The sequence below is a fragment of the Pseudochrobactrum asaccharolyticum genome, assembly GCF_003314995.1.
Lineage (GTDB): Bacteria > Pseudomonadota > Alphaproteobacteria > Rhizobiales > Rhizobiaceae > Pseudochrobactrum > Pseudochrobactrum asaccharolyticum.
The window spans coordinates 443536-462333 of sequence record NZ_QNRH01000002.1 but is presented as its reverse complement, the minus strand read 5'-3'; the positions used below and the strand labels follow the sequence as shown (position 1 = coordinate 462333).

Here is an 18798-nt window from a genome sequence, read left to right as displayed (position 1 = left end):
CTCACACCCTTAAACGTGCTGACCACCATTAATGTGGATTTCGGAGCCGGTCACATAGGATGAGGCTTCAGTGCACAGATAATAGATGGTCTCTGCCACTTCCGAGGTTTGACCAAGGCGGCGCAGTGGCAGTTGCTCTACCAGCTTTTCTGTGCCCGGAGACAGGATTGAGGTTTCAATTTCACCCGGTGCAATCGCATTCACGCGGATACCATGCGGGCCGAAGTCAGAAGCCATTTCGCGGGTGAGGCCAGCAAGCGCAGCTTTGGATGTTGCATAGGCTGTGCCTGCAAACGGATGCACACGACTACCGGCAATCGACGTGACATTGACCACGGAGCCTTGCGCGGCTTCCAGCTCTTTGAACAAGCCACGCGCCAGCATAATCGGCGCAAAGAAGTTCACTTGAAACACATCGCGCCATGTCGCCATCTGAGTTTCAATGGAGTTGAGGCGGCGGCCACCGGTGCCCTTTGGTGAAATACCGGCATTATTGACCAGTGCATTGAGCTGGCCGCCATTATCTTCCAAACGACGGCGGATTTCCGCAATGGCGCGGCCGATATCTTCCGGATCAGCCAGATCAACCTTGATATGATCTTCAGGGCCAGCAGGCCAAGGGCAGTTGTCGGAGAAGTCCTGACGTGAGCAGGTAATGACACGCCAGCCTGCGCGCGAAAAACGCTTCACAGTCGCATGGCCGATGCCGCGGCTTGCGCCGGTCAGTACGATGGTTTTTTTAGGCGTATCAGTCATTTTAATCGGGCCTTTGTCACTAATTTTAAGTGGACACTATCACTATAGATTTTACAATTTGCAAGGCGTGTTTAAATTTGGCACTGAAACATTAAGCGTATAATTTCAAAAGTATGTTTTTAAGAACTGGAGATATTTATGTCGAAACTGATTTTGGCGATTGATCAGGGTACAACATCCAGCAGAGCCATCTGTTTCGATCAAAATCATAAGATCACCGGTCTCGGACAACAGGAATTTACGCAGCATTATCCCAAATCCGGCTGGGTCGAACACGATCCGGAAGAAATCTGGCAAAGTGTTGTCGCGACCTGCAAGCAGGCCGTCGAAACTGCCAAGGCGACCATGGCTGATGTTGCAGCCATTGGTATTACCAATCAGCGCGAAACCGTGGTGGTCTGGGATAAGGTAACCGGCAAGCCGGTTTATAATGCGATTGTCTGGCAGGATCGCCGCACACAAAAAGAATGTTTGAAGCTCAAGAAAAAAGGTCTGGAGCCGCGCATCCGCCGCAAGACCGGACTGTTGCTTGATCCGTATTTCTCTGCAACCAAACTGGCATGGGTTTTGAACAAGGTTTCCGGTGCGCGCAAAAAAGCGGAAAAAGGTGAATTGCTGTTTGGCACGATCGACAGCTTTTTAATCTGGCGGCTGACTGGTGGACAGGTTCATGCGACCGATGCCACCAATGCTTCCCGCACATTGCTGTTCAATATTGCGGAAAATGACTGGGATGCTGAATTGCTGAAGCTGTTCAATATTCCCCGTGCGATGTTGCCGGAAGTGAAAGACTGCGCCGATGATTATGGCGTGACGGAAGCAGGTATTTTCGGTGCTGAAATTCCTATTCTCGGCGTGGCCGGTGATCAGCATGCGGCGATGATCGGGCAAGCCTGTTTTGAAAAAGGTATGCTGAAAGCCACTTTCGGAACCGGTTGTTTCGCTTTGCTGAATACGGGCAAGGATAAAGTCTTGTCGCGCAATCGTCTGCTGACAACCATTGCTTATCGTCTGAACGGCGAAGTGACTTATGCGCTGGAAGGGTCGATTTTTGTCGCCGGTGCTGCGGTGCAATGGCTGCGTGACGGATTGAAAATTATCAAAACTGCAGCGGAAACCGGTGAATTGGCGCTCAAAGCTGATGAGACACAGGATGTCTATCTGGTGCCGGCTTTTGTTGGCTTAGGCGCCCCGCATTGGGATGCGGAAGCACGTGGCGCGATCTACGGTTTGACGCGCAATTCAGGCCCTGCGGAAATCTCCAAGGCTGCATTGGAATCCGTTGCTTATCAGGCGCATGATTTGCTTGAAGCAATGCATAAAGACTGGAAAGCCAATACGGATCATATTGTCTTGCGTGTCGATGGCGGCATGGTTGCCTCCGACTGGACGATGCAGAATCTCTCGGACATTCTCAACGCACCGGTGGATCGCCCGGTTATTCTGGAAACCACGGCACTTGGTGCCGCTTGGCTCGCAGGTATGAAGGCCGGACTCTGGGGCAATATGCAGGATTTTGCCAAGGATTGGCAGCAGCAACAGCGTTTTGAACCGGTCATGGAACCGGCATTACGCAAGCGTAAGATCAATGGCTGGCATAAATCCGTGCGTAGCACATTAAGAGCCAAATAAATGGAAATACGCGCTGCAAGACAGGATGATGCCGCTGAAATTTGTCTTGTTTTGCGGCGCTCTATCACAGAACTCTGTGTGGCTGATCACAACAATGATCCGCAGATTTTAGACCCGTGGCTCGCCAATAAAACGCTTGAAAATCTGCACGCGTGGATTGCACGTGCTGGCCAGACCTATCGGGTCGCAGTGATTGACGACCAAATTGCCGGTGTTGGCGCAGTCTCGGCCACAGAGGGTGTTTTGCTCAATTATGTCTCACCGGACTTCCGATATCGCGGTGTTAGCAAGGCTTTGATGGCCGTGCTGGAAGATTGGCTGAAAGAACAGGGACAGGTCGTATGCCGCCTGACCAGTACAGCGACTGCCCGACTGTTTTATGAAACAATCGGCTATCTGCCGGACGGAGAACCACAAACGGGAAGATCCGGTAATCCGGCCTTCCCGATGAAGAAACTGTTATAATTATTCCCCGTTGCCCATAATCACATCCAGCAGCGTGGTGTTTTTGCGCACCGGCTGCCCGCCAACATCACCTTGCGGACGCGGACCGCCATAGGCAGGATCACCGGCTACAGGCGGCGGTGCATTATTGTCCTGCACCGGATAACCGGAATTATCAGGCAGTGGTGACGGATAGCCGCTATTGTTCTGAACTGGTGCCGGATTCTCCTGTATGGAAACCGGCGGCTGAACAGGCTGACCGCTTTGTGATGGCAGCGTAGCGCTGTCCGGCTGACGGGGCGTGCCCGGCGCAGGCGGCCAGTAACTGTCATCATTTTCCGGCAAGGCCGGATAGCCGCTATTATCCAGCGCCGGTGGCTGCTGTCCGATACTGGCGGATGCATCCGGCAATTCGTCGCTACCACCCGGCAGAACATTCTGAATTTCATAGGTGCTTGGCAGATCAGCCACCGGTACGCCTTTATGGGCAGCTGTCATGAAGGTTTTCCATGCCATTGCAGGAAGGCCGCCACCGGTGATTTTCTTGGTCGGTTTACCGTCATCATTACCGAACCAAACGCCGGTGGTCAGATTGGCGGTGTAGCCGATAAACCACGCATCACGCGAGCTCTGGCTGGTGCCGGTTTTACCAGCGGCCGGCCAGTTGCCAAACTTGGCACGTTTCGCTGTGCCGTCTTCAACAGTACGACGCAGCATCGCATTCATCATACCCAGCACCTGCTCGGTAATGATGCGTTGCTGTTGTTCTGCCGGATAATCATAGAGGGTTTTGTCATCACCATCGGTGATTTTGGTAATCATATGCACCGGCGCACGATAGCCGCCATTGGCAAAAGGCACAAAAGCATCGGTCAGTTCCATCAGGGTGACTTCCGAGGTGCCGAGAGCCAGCGAAGCATTGGCTGTGAGCTTCGATTGGATACCAAAACGATGTGCGGTATCAACAACAGCCTGCGGGCCAACTTCCATAACCAGCTGCGCAGCGATAGAATTGAGTGAGTGAGACAAGGCCGTTGCCAGCGTCACTTCACCGAAATATTTGCCGTTATAATTGCTCGGCGTCCATTTACCGATCCGCACCGGCGCATCATTGCGGACAGAATCCGGTGTGCGTCCCTGTTCAAGTGCCGTCAGATAGACGAATGGCTTGAAGGTGGAGCCGGGCTGACGGCGGGCTTCTGTTGCACGGTCGAATTGGCTGTTGGCATAGTCATAGCCGCCGATCATCGCACGCACAGCACCCGTGCCGTCAATCGAAACCAGAGCGCCCTGACTGACATCCATTTTTTTGCCGTTTTGCGCAATCAGATCACGAATGGCTTCCTCACCGACTTTCTGCAGATCCAGATCGACAGTGGTGTGGATGGTCACATCGCTTTTGGTTTCACCGATCAGCTTTGGTAATTCCGATACAACCGCATCGGCAACATAATTTTCTGAACCTGACCAATAGGCAGCAGCCCGTGTAGGTGGTTCGCTTTCTGCAATAGCCTGTTCTTCCAGCCCGATCATACCCTGATCGCGCATGGCGGCCAGCACCAGCTTGGCACGGTCATTGGCAGCTTTAGGGTCACGTGCAGGAGACAGACGTGACGGCGCTTTCAGAAGACCGGCCAGAGTGGCGGCTTCGTTAAGGTTCACATCTTTAGCAGATTTATCAAAATAGCGCCGTGAAGCAGCCTCTACCCCATAGGCGCCGGAACCGAGATAAACACGGTTGAGATACATCTCAAGAATTTGGTCTTTGGTATAGGTATGCTCCAGCCACAAAGCGAGCATGACTTCCTGCACCTTACGTTCCAGCGTTCTGTCCGGTGACAGGAACAGGTTTTTAGCCAGCTGCTGCGTAATGGTCGAGCCGCCCTGCGTGGCGCGCCCTTTCGCAATATTCGTGTAAACCGCGCGTCCGAGGCCAATCGGATCAACACCGTAATGGGAATAGAAGCGACGGTCTTCGATGGCAATCACAGCCTGCGGAATATAAGGCGCCATTTCGCGCAAAGATACTTCTTCACCGCCGGTGGTGCCGCGATTGGCAATCAGTTTACCGTTTACATCAAGGATTTTCACATTCGGCGGGCGATCCGGAATAGCCCAGTCACTGGTCGGCGGCATTTTCGCGGCTATATAAACAACCACACCGGCAAGCGCGATTCCGCCCCAGAGCATCAAGACCAGTGACCAATAGAATAAACGGCGCAGCCAGCGGAACGAGCCGGAAGATTGCTCGCGTTTTTTCGATTTTCGTGAGGCGCGTTCAGAGCGCGGTGTACGTTTTTTAGCCGCGCTGCCGTTCACACGATCGCTTTCATCCATCCGCATTTCATCTTTATTGCTAGCAGGTGCTTCTGGCTTTCCGAATGACGGTTCTATGCGCCGGTCTTTTGAGTCTCTGGAAGCCATATGCGTTGGTAAACCTGCTTAAAGAATGGAGGGTGTGCATTTTGAAATTATGCAAATTTCTGAACAAAATGTCCGCTGTGCTTTGCATGGTAATTGAGGCAGTTTAAAGAGCAGTAAAATTTTGTTAACAGAACAATGCGCTCAATAATATTTTGAAAGCCGCCTTTATATTCAAGATGCCCCTTAATTGCTTCTAAACCGGCATTATTACGAAAATACTATTCGAAATCTGCCGGTTTTCATTATAAACAACAGCAGCATTGGTTCAGATGGGGACAGGCGTGACAAAACGGATTGATTGGGTCGATATCGCCAAAGGTATCTGCATTATCTTTGTTGTAATGATGCATTCAACACTGGGCGTGGAAGAGGCCGCAGGTCAGACCGGCTGGATGCATAATGTCGTGGCATTTGCCAAACCATTCCGTATGCCTGATTTTTTCCTGATCTCCGGCCTGTTCCTGAGTGCGGTGATCGACCGTCCGTGGTTGCGCTACCTCGACCGTAAAGTCGTGCATTTCCTGTATTTCTATGTGCTGTGGCTGACGATCCAGTTTGTCTTTAAAGCGCCGGGGATCATGGCTGAGGGCGGCGTCTCCGGTGTGATCAGTGCTTATCTGATGGCCTTTGTCGAGCCGTTCGGCACATTGTGGTTCATCTATATTCTGCCGTTTTTCTTTCTGGCAACCCGTTTTATGCGTGAGGTGCCGCGCTCGCTGGTGCTGGTCATGCTCGCTATTCTGGAAATCCTGCCTATCCATACCGGCTGGATTATGATCGATGAGTTCTGCTCACGCTTTGTCTATTTCTATGCCGGTTATGCGCTGGCACCGCAGATTTTCCGTTTCGCCGACTGGGTAGCGCGCAACAAAATTGTTGCCGTTATTGGCCTGTTACTCTGGGCATTTGTGGAATATCAGATGGTTTTCACACCGGTGCCGGGTTTCGGGCATTCACTGCTCAGCGGACAAGCATGGCAAGCCGGTGGTCTGGGCGGCTATAGTGAATTGCCGCTGGTCTCACTGTTCCTTGGTTTTCTCGGTGCTTTGGCGATTATCAGCGTATCATCGCTGCTGGCCTGTTTGAGCGCTGCCAATCTGGTGCATCGGGTGCTGAGCTATCTTGGCGCACATTCCATTGTTGTGTATCTGGCATTTTTCCTGCCAATGGCTGTTACGCGCACCGTGCTACTGAAGACAGGCATTATCACTGATGTCGGCACGATTTCGCTGCTGACAATGCTGATGGGCGTGATCCTGCCGGTTATTCTTTATATGCTGATTGAGAAGACAGGTTACGGACGCTTCCTGTTCGCGCGGCCTCAATGGGCGATCATAGACCGTAGTGGTACAGTTCCGGCACGGGCATAAGGCATATAATAAAAAAAGCCCGCGAATATCGCGGGCTTTGTATTTTACAGCGGTTCCAGTTAAGGCTGAATTGTTGGAACCGCTGTAACTATTTTTTTGGGCGCATTATCCGACGCAAAACCGCTTCGCACTTTTGCTGGAAATGCTCTAAGCGTGGGCGAAAATGTCCTGTTCATCCCAGCCCATCAGATCAAGCTCTGAGCGGGTTGGCAGGAATTTGAAGCAGGCTTCAGCCTGTTTCTCACGGCCATCGCGCTCTAAACGATATTCCAGAACCTTTTTCAGACGATGCAGATAGAGAACATCGGACGCAGCATATTCGAGCTGTGCCTGAGACAGGTTTTCCGCTGCCCAGTCGGATGATTGCTGCTGTTTGGAAATAGACACATCCAGCAATTCCGAGCAGATTTCTTTCAGGCCGTGACGATCCGTATAGGTACGGGTCAGCTTGGAAGCGATCTTGGTGCAGAAAACCGGCTGTGGCATGACACCGAATGTATGTGCCAGCACAGCCAGATCGAAACGGCCAAAATGGAAGATTTTGGTGATCGAGCGGTCTTTCAGCAGTTTGACCAGATTAGGGGCTTTTTTCAGCCCCTTCTCGATCTGAATAATATCCGCGGTGCCGTCACCCGGTGAAATCTGCACAACGCACAGGCGGTCACGCAGAGGGTTAAGCCCCAGTGTTTCCGTATCAATGGCGACGGAATCAACCTGATAATTTTCAAGATCAGGCAGGTCGTTTTTGTGAACGCGGATAGTAGTCATTGAAAGTTCCGTTATCTTATTTCTGAGAAAGAGCTGCAATAATGCGAGCCCAAGAGCGCTGGCCTTTATGGAAGGAGGACAGCTCGTATTTTTCATTCGGGGAGTGGATACGGTCATCTTCAAGGCCGAAGCCGACCAGCAGAGAATCCATGCCGAGGAATTTGTCGAAGTCACCGACAATCGGAATTGAGCCGCCCATGGCAATCAGTACCGCAGGATTTGGCCATTCGTCGGACAGAGCCTGTTTGGCCTGTGTGACCAGCGGTGAGTCATAGGAAAGCTGGATCGCCGGTGAGCCGCCATGCGGATGGAATTCCACGCGGCAATCCGCAGGCAAACGGGCTTCAACAAATTTGCGGAAATTCGCACGGATTTTGTCCGGATCCTGCTTATGTACGAGGCGGAAAGAGACCTTGGCGGATGCTTCAGCAGCGATCACGGTCTTGAAACCCTCGCCGGTATAGCCGCCGATCATGCCGTTGACTTCGGCAGTCGGACGCGCCCATGTCTGTTCCAGAACACTGCGACCCTGCTCACCCGATGGTACGGATAGACCGATAGGGCCGAGGAAATTTTCAGGGGTACGGCCAAGGCCTTCCCAAGATTTCAAAATCTGGCTTGGTGTTTCTTCCACGCCTTCATAGAAATCCTCTATCGTGACGCGGCCGGTTTCATCATGCAGGTCGGCAAGAATTTTCGACAGCACATGCAGCGGGTTTGCAGCCGCACCACCGAAGAAACCGGAATGCAGGTCGCGGTCGGCGGCTTTAATGGTGATCTGCTCACCCACCAGACCACGCAGACCAACACAGATTGCTGGTGTGTCACGGTTCCACATCGAAGTGTCGCAAACCAAAGCAACGTCGGCTTTCAGTTCTTCTTTGTGGCTGTCGAGGAATGGTTTCAGCGATGGTGAACCGGATTCTTCTTCACCTTCAAACAAGATGGTTACTTTGACCGGCAACTGGCCATGCACGGCTTTGTAAGCGCGGCAAGCTTCGACAAAAGTCATCAGCTGGCCTTTATCGTCGGACGTACCGCGACCGGTCAGAATTTTGCGACCTGGCTCAACTTCTTTAATAGCAGGATCAAACGGATCGTTTTCCCAAAGGTTCAGCGGGTCAACCGGCTGTACGTCATAGTGACCGTAGAACAGAACATGCGGGGCATCTGCTGTTGCACCTTCATGATGAGCAACAACCATCGGGTGACCCGGTGTGTCACGCACGCTGGCATCAAAACCAATGCTTTTCAGATCTTTCACAAGCCATTCCGCAGCTTGGCGGCAATCGGTCTTAAACGCCGGATCCGTTGAAATGGATTTAATGCGCAGGAGATCAAACAGATGGTCGACACTGGTGTCGAGGTTCTGATCGAGATGTTGCAAAACAGATTCAAGTGCTGACATGTTGCCCTCATGATAAAACAAGCTTCGACTCGCAAAGCATGAATGAGTTCTAAGAATTCTGTTTGATTCTAGCGTATATAGAAGGAGACTGTACAGGGAAGATGTTGCGTATTTGCGTGACAAAAACAGGAGCGGTCTTCGCACTGGCACAATATACGCAAGCGAAAGCTATAACTCGGGTTCATCCGGAAAAACGAAAGCCGTTACGGTGAGGGGAACCGTAACGGCTTATAATAATTGGTGGCAGCCAGAGGGGGGGGGAGGCTACCACCCCGGTTTTCCGGCGGGGGACGTGCCGAAAAACGGAAACCGACAATGTTGTCGATGGTGCTAATGTGGCTAAGAAAAGTGGCAATACAAGGGCTGAAACAGGGCGTATCAGTCACAAAAAAGTTATTGCTTATAGAGAGACAATAAGTGCGGGAGAAAAAATGGTAAGTTTATTTGGGGCAGTCAGCATGGCGTGATTTCTTTTTTGATGCTTATGCTTTACATCTTCTGCCATGAAAAAAGGTGATCATCTCTTCCTCGTCGACGGCTCCGGCTATATTTTCCGCGCTTATCACGCTTTGCCACCGCTTACCCGTAAATCGGACGGTTTGCCGGTCGGTGCAGTGTCGGGTTTCTGCAACATGCTGTGGAAGCTCCTGAAAGATGCGCGCAATACGGATGTCGGTGTCGTGCCGACCCATTTTGCGGTGATTTTCGACTATTCATCGCAGACTTTCCGTAAGGAAATTTATCCGGAATATAAGGCCAATCGTACGGCGCCACCGGAAGACCTGATCCCGCAATTCGGTCTGATCCGTCAGGCAACCCACGCTTTCAACCTGCCTTGTATTGAGAAGGAAGGTTATGAGGCGGATGATATTATCGCTACCTATGCCCGCCTTGCGGAAGAGGCCGGTGCGACCGTTACCATCGTCTCATCTGATAAAGACCTGATGCAGCTGGTGACAAATCAGGTCTCTATGTATGACGGCATGAAGGACAAGCAGATTTCAATCCCTGAGGTGATTGAAAAATGGGGCGTGCCGCCGGAAAAAATGATCGACCTGCAATCGCTGACCGGCGATTCAACTGATAATGTGCCGGGTATTCCGGGCATCGGACCAAAGACGGCTGCACAATTGCTGGAAGAATTCGGTGATCTGGACACATTGCTGGCACGTGCCTCCGAGATTAAACAGAATAAACGCCGTGAGAACATCATGGCTTTTGCGGATCAGACCCGCATTGCGCGCCAGCTCGTGACACTGAAAAATGATGTGCCGCTGGAAGTGGACCTCGATGGTTTGCATCTGGAGCCGCAGGACGGGCCAAAGCTGATCGGCTTCCTGAAAGCGATGGAACTCACTTCACTGACCCGCCGTGTGGCAGAGGCAACGGATACGCTTGCAGCTGAAATTGAGCCGGTTACGGTGGAGACAGAATGGGGCGCGGAAGCACGCGGGCCTGATCTTGATCGCGGTACGGAAATGGCTGCTGATACGACAGCAGAAAAAACTGTCGTGTCAGACAAGGCTGACAACAGTGATACTTTGATGCGCCCTCTGGCGCTTGTTGAAGCGCGCAAAGCGCAAGGCATTGCTGCAAAGATTGATCACTCTGCTTATATCGGCATTACCGATATTGCCGTGCTCAAAAACTGGGTTGATCAGGCAATTGATCAGGGTTTTGTCGCTTTTGACACCGAGACAACGTCGCTCGATCCGATGCAGGCGGAGCTGGTCGGTTTCTCGCTGGCTTTGGCGGCAGGTAAAGCCTGTTATGTACCGCTGACACATAAATCCGGTCAGGGTGACTTGCTGGGCGGCGGGCTGATTGAAGGGCAAATTCCGCTAAATTCTGCCCTTTCAGAGCTGAAGCGCCTGCTGGAAAATCCGGCTGTGCTGATCATCGCCCAGAATATGAAATATGACTGGCTGATTATGCATCGTCTCGGCATTGATATTGCCCGTTTTGACGACACGATGTTGCTGTCCTATGCGCTGGATGCCGGTACCGGAACCCATGGTATGGATGCATTGGCAGAACGCTGGCTCGGTCATACAACCATTCCTTACAAGGATGTGGCGGGGAGCGGAAAATCTGCGGTAACCTTTGATATGGTGCCGATTGAGCGCGCCATTGCCTATGGTGCGGAAGATGCCGATGTCACATTGCGCCTGTGGCAGGTGCTGAAACCGCGCCTTGCTGCCGATGGTATGGCCTCGGTTTATGAGCGGATGGAGCGTCCGCTGGTCACAGTGCTGGCACGGATGGAAGAACGCGGGGTCAGCGTTGACCGTCAAATCCTCTCCCGCCTGTCCGGCGAACTGGCGCAATCTGCTGTGGCGATTGAAGATGAGATTTATACGCTGGCCGGTGAGAGGATGAATATCGCCTCACCGAAACAGCTCGGCGATATTTTGTTTGGCAAACTCGGTCTGCCCGGTGGTTCAAAAACCAAGACCGGACAATGGTCAACTTCGGCTCAGGTTCTGGAAGATCTGGCTGCGGAAGGCCATGAGCTGCCGCGCAAGATCGTTGACTGGCGCCAGCTTACCAAACTCAAATCCACCTATACGGATGCGCTGCCCGGCTATATTCACCCTGAAACAAAACGGGTGCATACATCCTATTCGATGGCGGTAACGACTACAGGACGCTTGTCTTCGTCGGAACCGAATCTGCAGAATATTCCGGTGCGGAATGCGGAAGGCCGCAAAATCCGTACGGCCTTTATTGCGCCGCAGGGTAAAAAACTGGTTTCTGCTGACTATAGCCAGATTGAACTGCGTGTTCTGGCGCATGTGGCGGATATTGCCCAGCTTAAAACAGCTTTTGATGACGGTATCGATATCCATGCGATGACAGCATCTGAAATGTTCGGCGTACCGGTGGAAGGCATGCCGTCCGAAGTGCGCCGCCGTGCCAAGGCGATTAATTTCGGCATTATCTACGGTATTTCAGCCTTTGGTCTGGCTAATCAGCTGTCTATTCCGCGCGAAGAGGCAAGCTCGTATATCCGTACTTATTTTGAACGCTTCCCCGGCATTAAAGATTATATGGAAGCGACCAAAGCAACCGCGCGTGAAAACGGTTATGTTGAAACGATTTTCGGCCGCCGTATTCACTATCCGGATATCAAAGCCAGCAATGCGCAGGTACGAGCCTTTAACGAGCGTGCTGCGATCAATGCGCCTATTCAGGGTTCGGCGGCAGATATTATCCGCCGTGCGATGATCCGTATGGAGCCGGCGCTGGTTGCTGCAAAGCTTGATGCGAAAATGCTGTTGCAGGTGCATGACGAACTGATCTTTGAAGTCGAAGACCAGCAAGTTGATCGCACAATCGAGATTGTGCGGGAAATCATGGTCAATGCGGCAATGCCGGCGGTATCGATGGCCGTGCCATTGCAAGTAGATGCACGCGCAGCGCAAAACTGGGACGAAGCGCATTGATCTTATGCGGTTAATGCATTAAGAGGCACCAGAACATGTTGCAGAGCTCCGGTTTTGCAACATAAGCGCCTTAAAACGCGGATAACAGGTCAACTGCATAAATTGATTGAAACAATCAGCTGTTGCAGATTGACCTTCTTGTCATTCGCCTTTACGTAGCGCAGCATCATCACTTATTGTTGTTTGCTTATTTACGTTACCGGTCACGGATGTGTGAAAGCATGGCTATGCGGATTAGTTCCGTTTAATCATGAATGAAGCCAGGGATGGGACATTTGCTTCTGAAACTTCAGAGCAAAGAATGTCGGGGCCAGTTGATGCGTGGGTGAGCCATTGCTGAAAGTCATTCATGACCTTGCCTTCTACTATTGCACCTGCCCTTGCCGGTGCGCTCAAAGCTCGTGGCTATGAGGAACTGACCTCCGTTCAGGAAGCTATGCTGACGCCTGACAATGACGGTCGCGATCTGCTGGTTTCCGCTCAGACCGGCTCCGGTAAAACTGTTGCCTTTGGTATTGCCATGGCGCCTGATCTGCTCGAACAGGGTGATCGTCTGGAAGCCCCGCGCGCACCTTTGGCTCTGATTATTGCGCCGACACGCGAACTGGCTTTGCAGGTTGCCCGTGAGCTGGAATGGCTCTACGCACCAACCGGTGCCCGTATCACCACTTGTGTTGGCGGTATGGATATCCGCACAGAACGCCGCAATCTGGAACGCGGTGCACATATTATTGTGGGTACACCGGGTCGTCTGCGCGATCATATCACCCGCCGTGCGCTGAACATGTCTGATCTGCGTGCTGTTGTGCTTGATGAAGCCGATGAGATGCTTGATCTCGGCTTCCGCGAAGATCTGGAATTCATTCTCGGTGAAGCACCGGAAGACCGCCGCACACTGATGTTCTCGGCAACGGTTTCCAAATCTATTGCTTTGCTTGCCAAACGTTTCCAGAAAGATGCATTGCGCATTACTGCAACCGCATCTCATGAAAAACATGCTGATATCACCTATCAGGCAATGATTGTGCCGCCGCATGAGCGCGAAAACGCGATCATCAACACGCTGCTCTATTATGATAATGTTAACACCATTATCTTTGCTTCCACCCGTGAAGGTGTGAAACATCTGGCAAGCCGTCTGAGCAATCGCGGTTTCTCGGTTGTGGCGTTGTCCGGTGAATTGTCACAGGCTGAACGTACCAATGCGCTGCAATCCATGCGCGATGGCCGTGCCCGCGTTTGCGTGGCAACTGACGTTGCTGCACGCGGTATCGACTTGCCAAACCTTGATCTGGTTATTCATGCCGATCTGCCGAATAACGGTGAAACATTGCTGCACCGCTCCGGCCGTACCGGCCGTGCCGGTCGCAAGGGTACCTGTATTCTGGTGGTTCCGTTCTCCCGCCGTCGTTCGGCTGAACGTCTGCTGCAAATGGCACGTCTGGATGCTAAGAGCATTGCAGCGCCGACCATCAATGCGGTTCAGGAAAAGGTTCGTGAGGTTATCCTCAGCAACGAACGCCTCAGCGATGAAATTCCTGAAGATATGCAGGAGCTGATGCGCGAATTGCAGGCACGTTATACGCCTGAACAGATCGCAAGCGCTTATCTGCGTCGTGAAATCGAAAGCCGTCCGGCACCGGAAGATGTTTCTGAAGGTCCTGTACGCGCTTTGGGTGCACCGGCACGCGAGCGCTCGGAGCGAGCTCCGCGTGAAGACCGTTCCTCTTTCAACGGCGGTGCATGGTTTACACTGTCGGCTGGTCGCAAGCATCGTGCAGATCCGAAATGGATTTTGCCGCTGATCTGTAAAGCCGGTCAGGTTTCCAAGGGCGATGTTGGTGCAATCCGTATTCTCGAAAACGAAACCCGTTTCGAGATTAACAGCGAAAAAGCCAAAGAATATTTTGCGACTGTTGAAGAGCAGGGTACAGGCGAAAAAGGTCTGGTTATCCGCACTTCAACCGCTCCTGAGCAGGAAAGCCGTGGCCCGCGTTCGGACAGAGGCGGTGAGCGCCGCTTTGATAAACGTGGCGGTGACGATAAGCCGGGCTGGGGTGCACCGAAAGGCAAATCCCGCTTTAAAGGCGGCGAAGGCAAGCCTTTTGGCGATAAACCAAAAGGCCCGCGTAAACCGCGTGAAGGCGGCGATCGCAAGTTCTCACGCTAATTAGTGAATCTGAAAAACCCGCTCTCTGAGCGGGTTTTTTGTTTTATGCGTATAGAACTTGCTGTTTGACAATGTATGGGGTAGGTCTCTGATATATTAGATTGCCTTTCAGGCAAATTTTATACGCAGGGAGGATACCGCAGCCATGACCGCTACCATTACCATCACGCTGGATGAAGCTTATAACCTCGCAGAACAGACCTTTATCAAACTTGGTCTTTCTCAGGAACATGCGCAGGCCAATGCGCGTTTGCTGCAAAGTTGCCAGCGTGATGAGTGTGATTCACACGGGCTTTATCGTGTGCTGAGCTGTGCACAGACCATTAAAACCGGTGCTGTTGTGCTGGATGCGGAGCCGGAAGTGGAAGACCGTGCCGGTGGTATTGTCGCAGTGGATGCCAAGGGCGGTTATTCTTTGCTGGCACTGGAAAAAGGTCTGCCGATGTTGGTGGAGAAAACCCGTAAGCTGGGCATTGCTGCAATGGCGATCAACAATTGCGTTCATTTCTCTGCTTTGTGGCCGGAAGTGGAGATGCTGGCAGAGCATGGTCTGGTTTCACTGACGATGGTGCCGAGCCATTCATGGGTCGCGCCTGCCGGTGGTAAGACCGGTGTGTTCGGCACCAATCCGATTGCTTTTGGCTGGCCGCGCGCCGGTAAATATCCGTTTGTTTTTGACTTTGCCACCAGTGCTGCAGCGCGCGGTGAGATTGAACTGCATCGCCGTGCAGGTAAACCGATACCGGAAGGCTGGGCAGTGGATAAAGATGGTGCACCGACAACCGATGCGCAAACGGCATTGGAAGGCGCGATGCTGACCTTCGGCGGTTATAAAGGATCAGCGCTTTCTGCGATGGTAGAACTGCTGGCAGGGCCGTTGATCGGTGATATGCTGAGCCTTGAATCTCAGGAATGGGATAATGGTCGTGGTGCAACGCCGAAACACGGGGAAATCGTGATTGCCTTTAATCCGGAAAGCTTCCTAGGTGCGGCCATGGCTGAACATATGGAACGGGCAGAGAAGATGTTCTCGGCGATTACCGGTCAGGGGGCACGTCTGCCGTCGCAGCGCCGTTATGAAGCCCGCGAGCGCAGTCTGGCCAATGGCACAGTGACTATTCCGCAGAAGCTTTATGATGATATCCGCGCTTTGTAAGCATAGGTTTAAGACTGCGGCACAACTATCACGCCATGCATGAAAAATGCATGGCGTATTTGTATAAGAATTGACCGGTAAGCGGTGCATTGTTATCGCTTGATACGGAAAAGGTTTTGCTCATAGCAGCAAATGAAAAGGGAACACGGTGCCAATCCGTGACTGCCCCCGCAACTGTATCCGGTGAGCGGCCTCCGGTATGCCACTGCCTGTAAAGGCGGGAAGGCGGAGTGTCTGCGATGACCCGCAAGTCAGGAGACCTGCCTTTTCCTGTCACCAGCCGGTACACGAGGGGTGTGCAGGCGCGGACGTCCGTAACGGTGATATTGTAAAAATGTTGCCGTATGCGGATATGCCTGTTGTTTTCAGCTTGTCTCAAATGCGGTTTGTATTCTTCAGGACAATGCCTGTGCCGGAGCGCACTGTATTGTCTGAAAACAGGCGGGACAGCATGACACGCAATTTGGTGCAGCATAAAAAATCAGCATTGATCCTTGGTACTGCTTTGACAGTGCTCAGCTTTGGCAATGCATTGGCGCAAGAGAAGAAGCAGGAAACTGTTCAGCTCAAAGAGATTATCGTGACAGCCGGACGCACGCCGATTGAAGAGGGTAAAACCGGCCGTGCGGTAACTGTCATTACTGGTAAGCAGCTTGAACAAAATCAGGTGCGCTATGTGGCTGATGCGCTGCGTATGGTGCCGGGTTTTGCCGTCTCGCGTACTGGTTCTTACGGCGGTTTGACACAGGTTCGAGTCCGCGGTGCAGAAGCTAATCAGTTGATGGTTATGGTTGATGGTGTTGAGGCCGGAAATCCAGGTAACGGAGAATTTGATTTCGGGGGGCTTTTAGCTTCGGATATTGATCGGATCGAAGTATTGCGTGGACCTCAGAGCGCATTTTGGGGAGCAGGTGCAGCCGCTGGTGTTGTGAATATTATTACTAAGGGCGGGAACCGCGACGGTTTCAAAGTCAGTGGGACGACTGAGGCTGGATCACGCAGCTCGTGGCTTGGTGGGGTGCAGTTGCAAGGCGGTGCTGAGAGTTATGATATGGCACTTGGCGCCACCTACCGTACGACAAAAGGTTTTAATATTACTGATATTGGTGATGAAAAGGATGGTGCGCGCAGTCTTGCTCTGAACGGTAAGATTAACATTGATTTGTCTGATACCGTAAAATTAGACGCCACTCTACGCTATACAAAAAATCGCACAGATACAGATGTCGACTGGAGTCCAGTTCCACAAAATTCGGTGGGCGCTTATGATGAAACCAGCAACTTTATGGGCTCTTTGGGGTTAACTTGGACAGGGCTTGATGATGCATTGACGCAGAAATTACGTTTTTCCGGAAATGCTACTGAGTATCAGAGCAATACACCGATCATGCCTGTTTATGAAACAAAAGGACGTCGTTATAAGGGCGCGTATCAGGCTAGTTATGTTTTTGATACACCAGCATTTGCCGATGCACATCATACCGTGACAGGTGGCGTTGAATGGACACGCGAGACGTTTGAGACAACAAAAAATTATGAGCGTGACAGCTATGGTTTTGTTGGTCAGTATAATGGTGAATATTGGGATCAATTTTATTTAAATTTAGCGCTTCGTCATGATGTGAATGATGAGTTCAAAGATGCGACGACTTATTCATTAAGTACAGCATGGTCTGTTCCTGATACTAATGCGCGTCTTCATAGTTCTATAGGCACTGGTAATACAAATCCGACTTTTTTTGAGCAATTCGGGACAACGACTAATTTCGTTGGTAATCCAAATTTAAAACCTGAGAAAAGTTTCGGCTGGGATGCTGGTCTGGAATATAGCTTCTTTAATGGTTTGCTGATCACAGATGTTACTTATTTTATCCAAAATTTGACTAATGAAATTCAGGGTAGTTCTCAGACCGTTACAAATTTGGATGGTAAGAGTAAGCGCCATGGTGTTGAGTTGGCTGCAACATTGAACTTGTTCCATGGCTTCACAGCAGGCGGTACTTATACATACACTTCGTCTCGTGCGCCAACCGGTGAGCAGGCCACTCGACGCCCACGACACTCTGGTTCGCTGAATGTGGCCTATACATTCTATGAAGATCGCGCTCGTATGTTCGGTGAAGCAGTATTCAACGGCAACATGAAAGATAATAATTTTGGCACATTTCCGGCATCCGTAGTGACGCTGAATAAGCATACCATCGTTAATATCGGCGGCAGCTATAAGTTCACAGATAAACTTGAAGGTTATGCCCGTATCGAAAACCTGTTCGATAAAAAATATCAGGAAGTTTACGGCTATAACACACCGGGTCGCGGTGCGTTTGCCGGTTTGAAAGCTTCTTTCTGAGCATGGCGGGTTTCAGCGCCTTTAGCAGTTTCATTAAAAGGCAGGCCGTTTTTGCGGTCTGCCTTTTGTGCTTCTGTTTAGGTATGCTACAGGCGCAGGCAATGCCCAAACGGGTGGTCTCGCTGAACCTTTGTACGGATATTCTGGCGCTGTCGCTGACTGAGCCGTCTCAGCTGATCTCTGTCAGTCATATCGCTGCCGATCCGGTTTCTTCACCGGTTGCGGAAGCTGCCAAAAACTATCATCTGAACCGCTCCGGACTTGAGGAAATTTTATCGCTGAAACCTGATTTGGTACTGGCATCAGTCTATACAGCTCCGCATATTCTTGCCGCTTTGGAACAAGCGGGGATAGCGGTTGAGCGTTTCGGCTATGCGCAGAATTTTGCGGATATTGCTCAGCAGATTACGCAAATGGGGCAGGCACTGGGGCAGCAGCAGAAAGCTGAAATGCAGATTGGCGAGATCAACCGGACAATTGGTGCAGCTAAGAAAACAGCGCAGCCGGTAACCGCACTTCTCTATGAACCGAATGGCTATACATCGGGTGCGGGGACATTGGCGGATGAAATTATGAAACAGCTTGGTATCATCAATCTGGCAGCGAGAGATAGCAGGCTGGCGGCAGGGCGGGTGACACTGGAAGATCTCATCCGTTTAAAGCCGGATATGATTATTGAGCCTGAATTTTATGAGAAGCCGGCATTGGCCTATCAGAATTACCGGCATCCGGTTATGCAGGCGCTGGTCAGTGAACAGGGGCGTAAAACACAGCATGTTGCCGTGCCGGGACGCTACTGGTCTTGCGGCTCAATCTATACGCTGGAAGCAGTGAGAATTTTGCAGCGTGCCCGACAGGAAAGCGGAGAGTGATG

General features: G+C 51.6%; 12 protein-coding genes and 1 riboswitch. Of the genes, 8 read left to right on the top strand and 4 right to left on the bottom strand.

What is annotated here, in order from left to right:
• Nucleotides 1-9 precede the first annotated feature (9 nt).
• On the bottom strand, nucleotides 10-756 hold the full coding sequence (locus DFR47_RS06625) for an SDR family NAD(P)-dependent oxidoreductase (RefSeq protein WP_113943595.1): 747 nt from the start codon (nucleotides 754-756) through the stop codon (nucleotides 10-12).
• 138 nt (nucleotides 757-894) lie between these two features.
• On the opposite strand from DFR47_RS06625, the gene glpK reads away from it, so the two are divergent.
• Nucleotides 895-2388, top strand: a complete 1494-nt coding sequence (glpK, locus tag DFR47_RS06620; RefSeq protein WP_113943594.1) for a glycerol kinase GlpK — start codon at nucleotides 895-897, stop codon at nucleotides 2386-2388.
• On the top strand, nucleotides 2389-2853 hold the full coding sequence (locus DFR47_RS06615) for a GNAT family N-acetyltransferase (RefSeq protein ID WP_113943593.1): 465 nt from the start codon (nucleotides 2389-2391) through the stop codon (nucleotides 2851-2853).
• On the opposite strand, the gene DFR47_RS06610 is transcribed toward DFR47_RS06615, so the two are convergent.
• Nucleotides 2854-5256: a PBP1A family penicillin-binding protein gene (locus DFR47_RS06610; RefSeq protein ID WP_113943592.1), complete on the bottom strand. Its 2403-nt coding sequence runs from the start codon at nucleotides 5254-5256 to the stop codon at nucleotides 2854-2856.
• 269 nt (nucleotides 5257-5525) lie between these two features.
• On the opposite strand from DFR47_RS06610, the gene DFR47_RS06605 reads away from it, so the two are divergent.
• Nucleotides 5526-6626: an acyltransferase family protein gene (locus tag DFR47_RS06605; protein ID WP_113943591.1), complete on the top strand. Its 1101-nt coding sequence runs from the start codon at nucleotides 5526-5528 to the stop codon at nucleotides 6624-6626.
• A 147-nt stretch (nucleotides 6627-6773) separates the two neighbouring features.
• Here the strand turns inward: DFR47_RS06605 and DFR47_RS06600 are convergent, their stop codons facing one another.
• Together DFR47_RS06600 and DFR47_RS06595 are read right to left on the bottom strand one after the other, a co-directional pair.
• Nucleotides 6774-7394, bottom strand: coding sequence for a ribonuclease D (locus tag DFR47_RS06600; RefSeq protein ID WP_113943590.1), 621 nt, complete (start codon nucleotides 7392-7394; stop codon nucleotides 6774-6776).
• A gap of 16 nt (nucleotides 7395-7410) precedes the next feature.
• Nucleotides 7411-8802, bottom strand: a complete 1392-nt coding sequence (locus tag DFR47_RS06595) for a dipeptidase (protein ID WP_113943589.1) — start codon at nucleotides 8800-8802, stop codon at nucleotides 7411-7413.
• 503 nt (nucleotides 8803-9305) lie between these two features.
• Between DFR47_RS06595 and polA the strand changes: the two genes are divergently transcribed.
• From polA to DFR47_RS06570, 5 genes are all read left to right on the top strand, one after another.
• Nucleotides 9306-12248 carry a DNA polymerase I gene (polA, locus tag DFR47_RS06590; protein ID WP_113943588.1) on the top strand — a complete coding sequence of 981 codons (2943 nt, stop codon included), beginning with the start codon at nucleotides 9306-9308 and terminating at the stop codon, nucleotides 12246-12248.
• A 349-nt stretch (nucleotides 12249-12597) separates the two neighbouring features.
• Complete coding sequence (locus tag DFR47_RS06585; protein ID WP_113943587.1) at nucleotides 12598-14418, top strand: DEAD/DEAH box helicase; 1821 nt, start codon at nucleotides 12598-12600, stop codon at nucleotides 14416-14418.
• A 145-nt stretch (nucleotides 14419-14563) separates the two neighbouring features.
• The gene (locus DFR47_RS06580; protein WP_113943586.1) at nucleotides 14564-15574 is read left to right on the top strand and encodes an Ldh family oxidoreductase; all 1011 of its coding nucleotides are present in this window, start codon (nucleotides 14564-14566) and stop codon (nucleotides 15572-15574) included.
• Nucleotides 15575-15667: 93 nt separating this feature from the next.
• Nucleotides 15668-15856, top strand: a riboswitch (cobalamin riboswitch).
• Nucleotides 15857-16025: 169 nt separating this feature from the next.
• The gene (locus DFR47_RS06575; protein ID WP_170137455.1) at nucleotides 16026-17924 is read left to right on the top strand and encodes a TonB-dependent receptor plug domain-containing protein; all 1899 of its coding nucleotides are present in this window, start codon (nucleotides 16026-16028) and stop codon (nucleotides 17922-17924) included.
• A 101-nt stretch (nucleotides 17925-18025) separates the two neighbouring features.
• Nucleotides 18026-18796 (top strand): ABC transporter substrate-binding protein, encoded by a 771-nt coding sequence (locus DFR47_RS06570; RefSeq protein ID WP_170137454.1) that lies wholly within the window; start codon nucleotides 18026-18028, stop codon nucleotides 18794-18796.
• The last annotated feature ends 2 nt before the right edge of the window (nucleotides 18797-18798 follow it).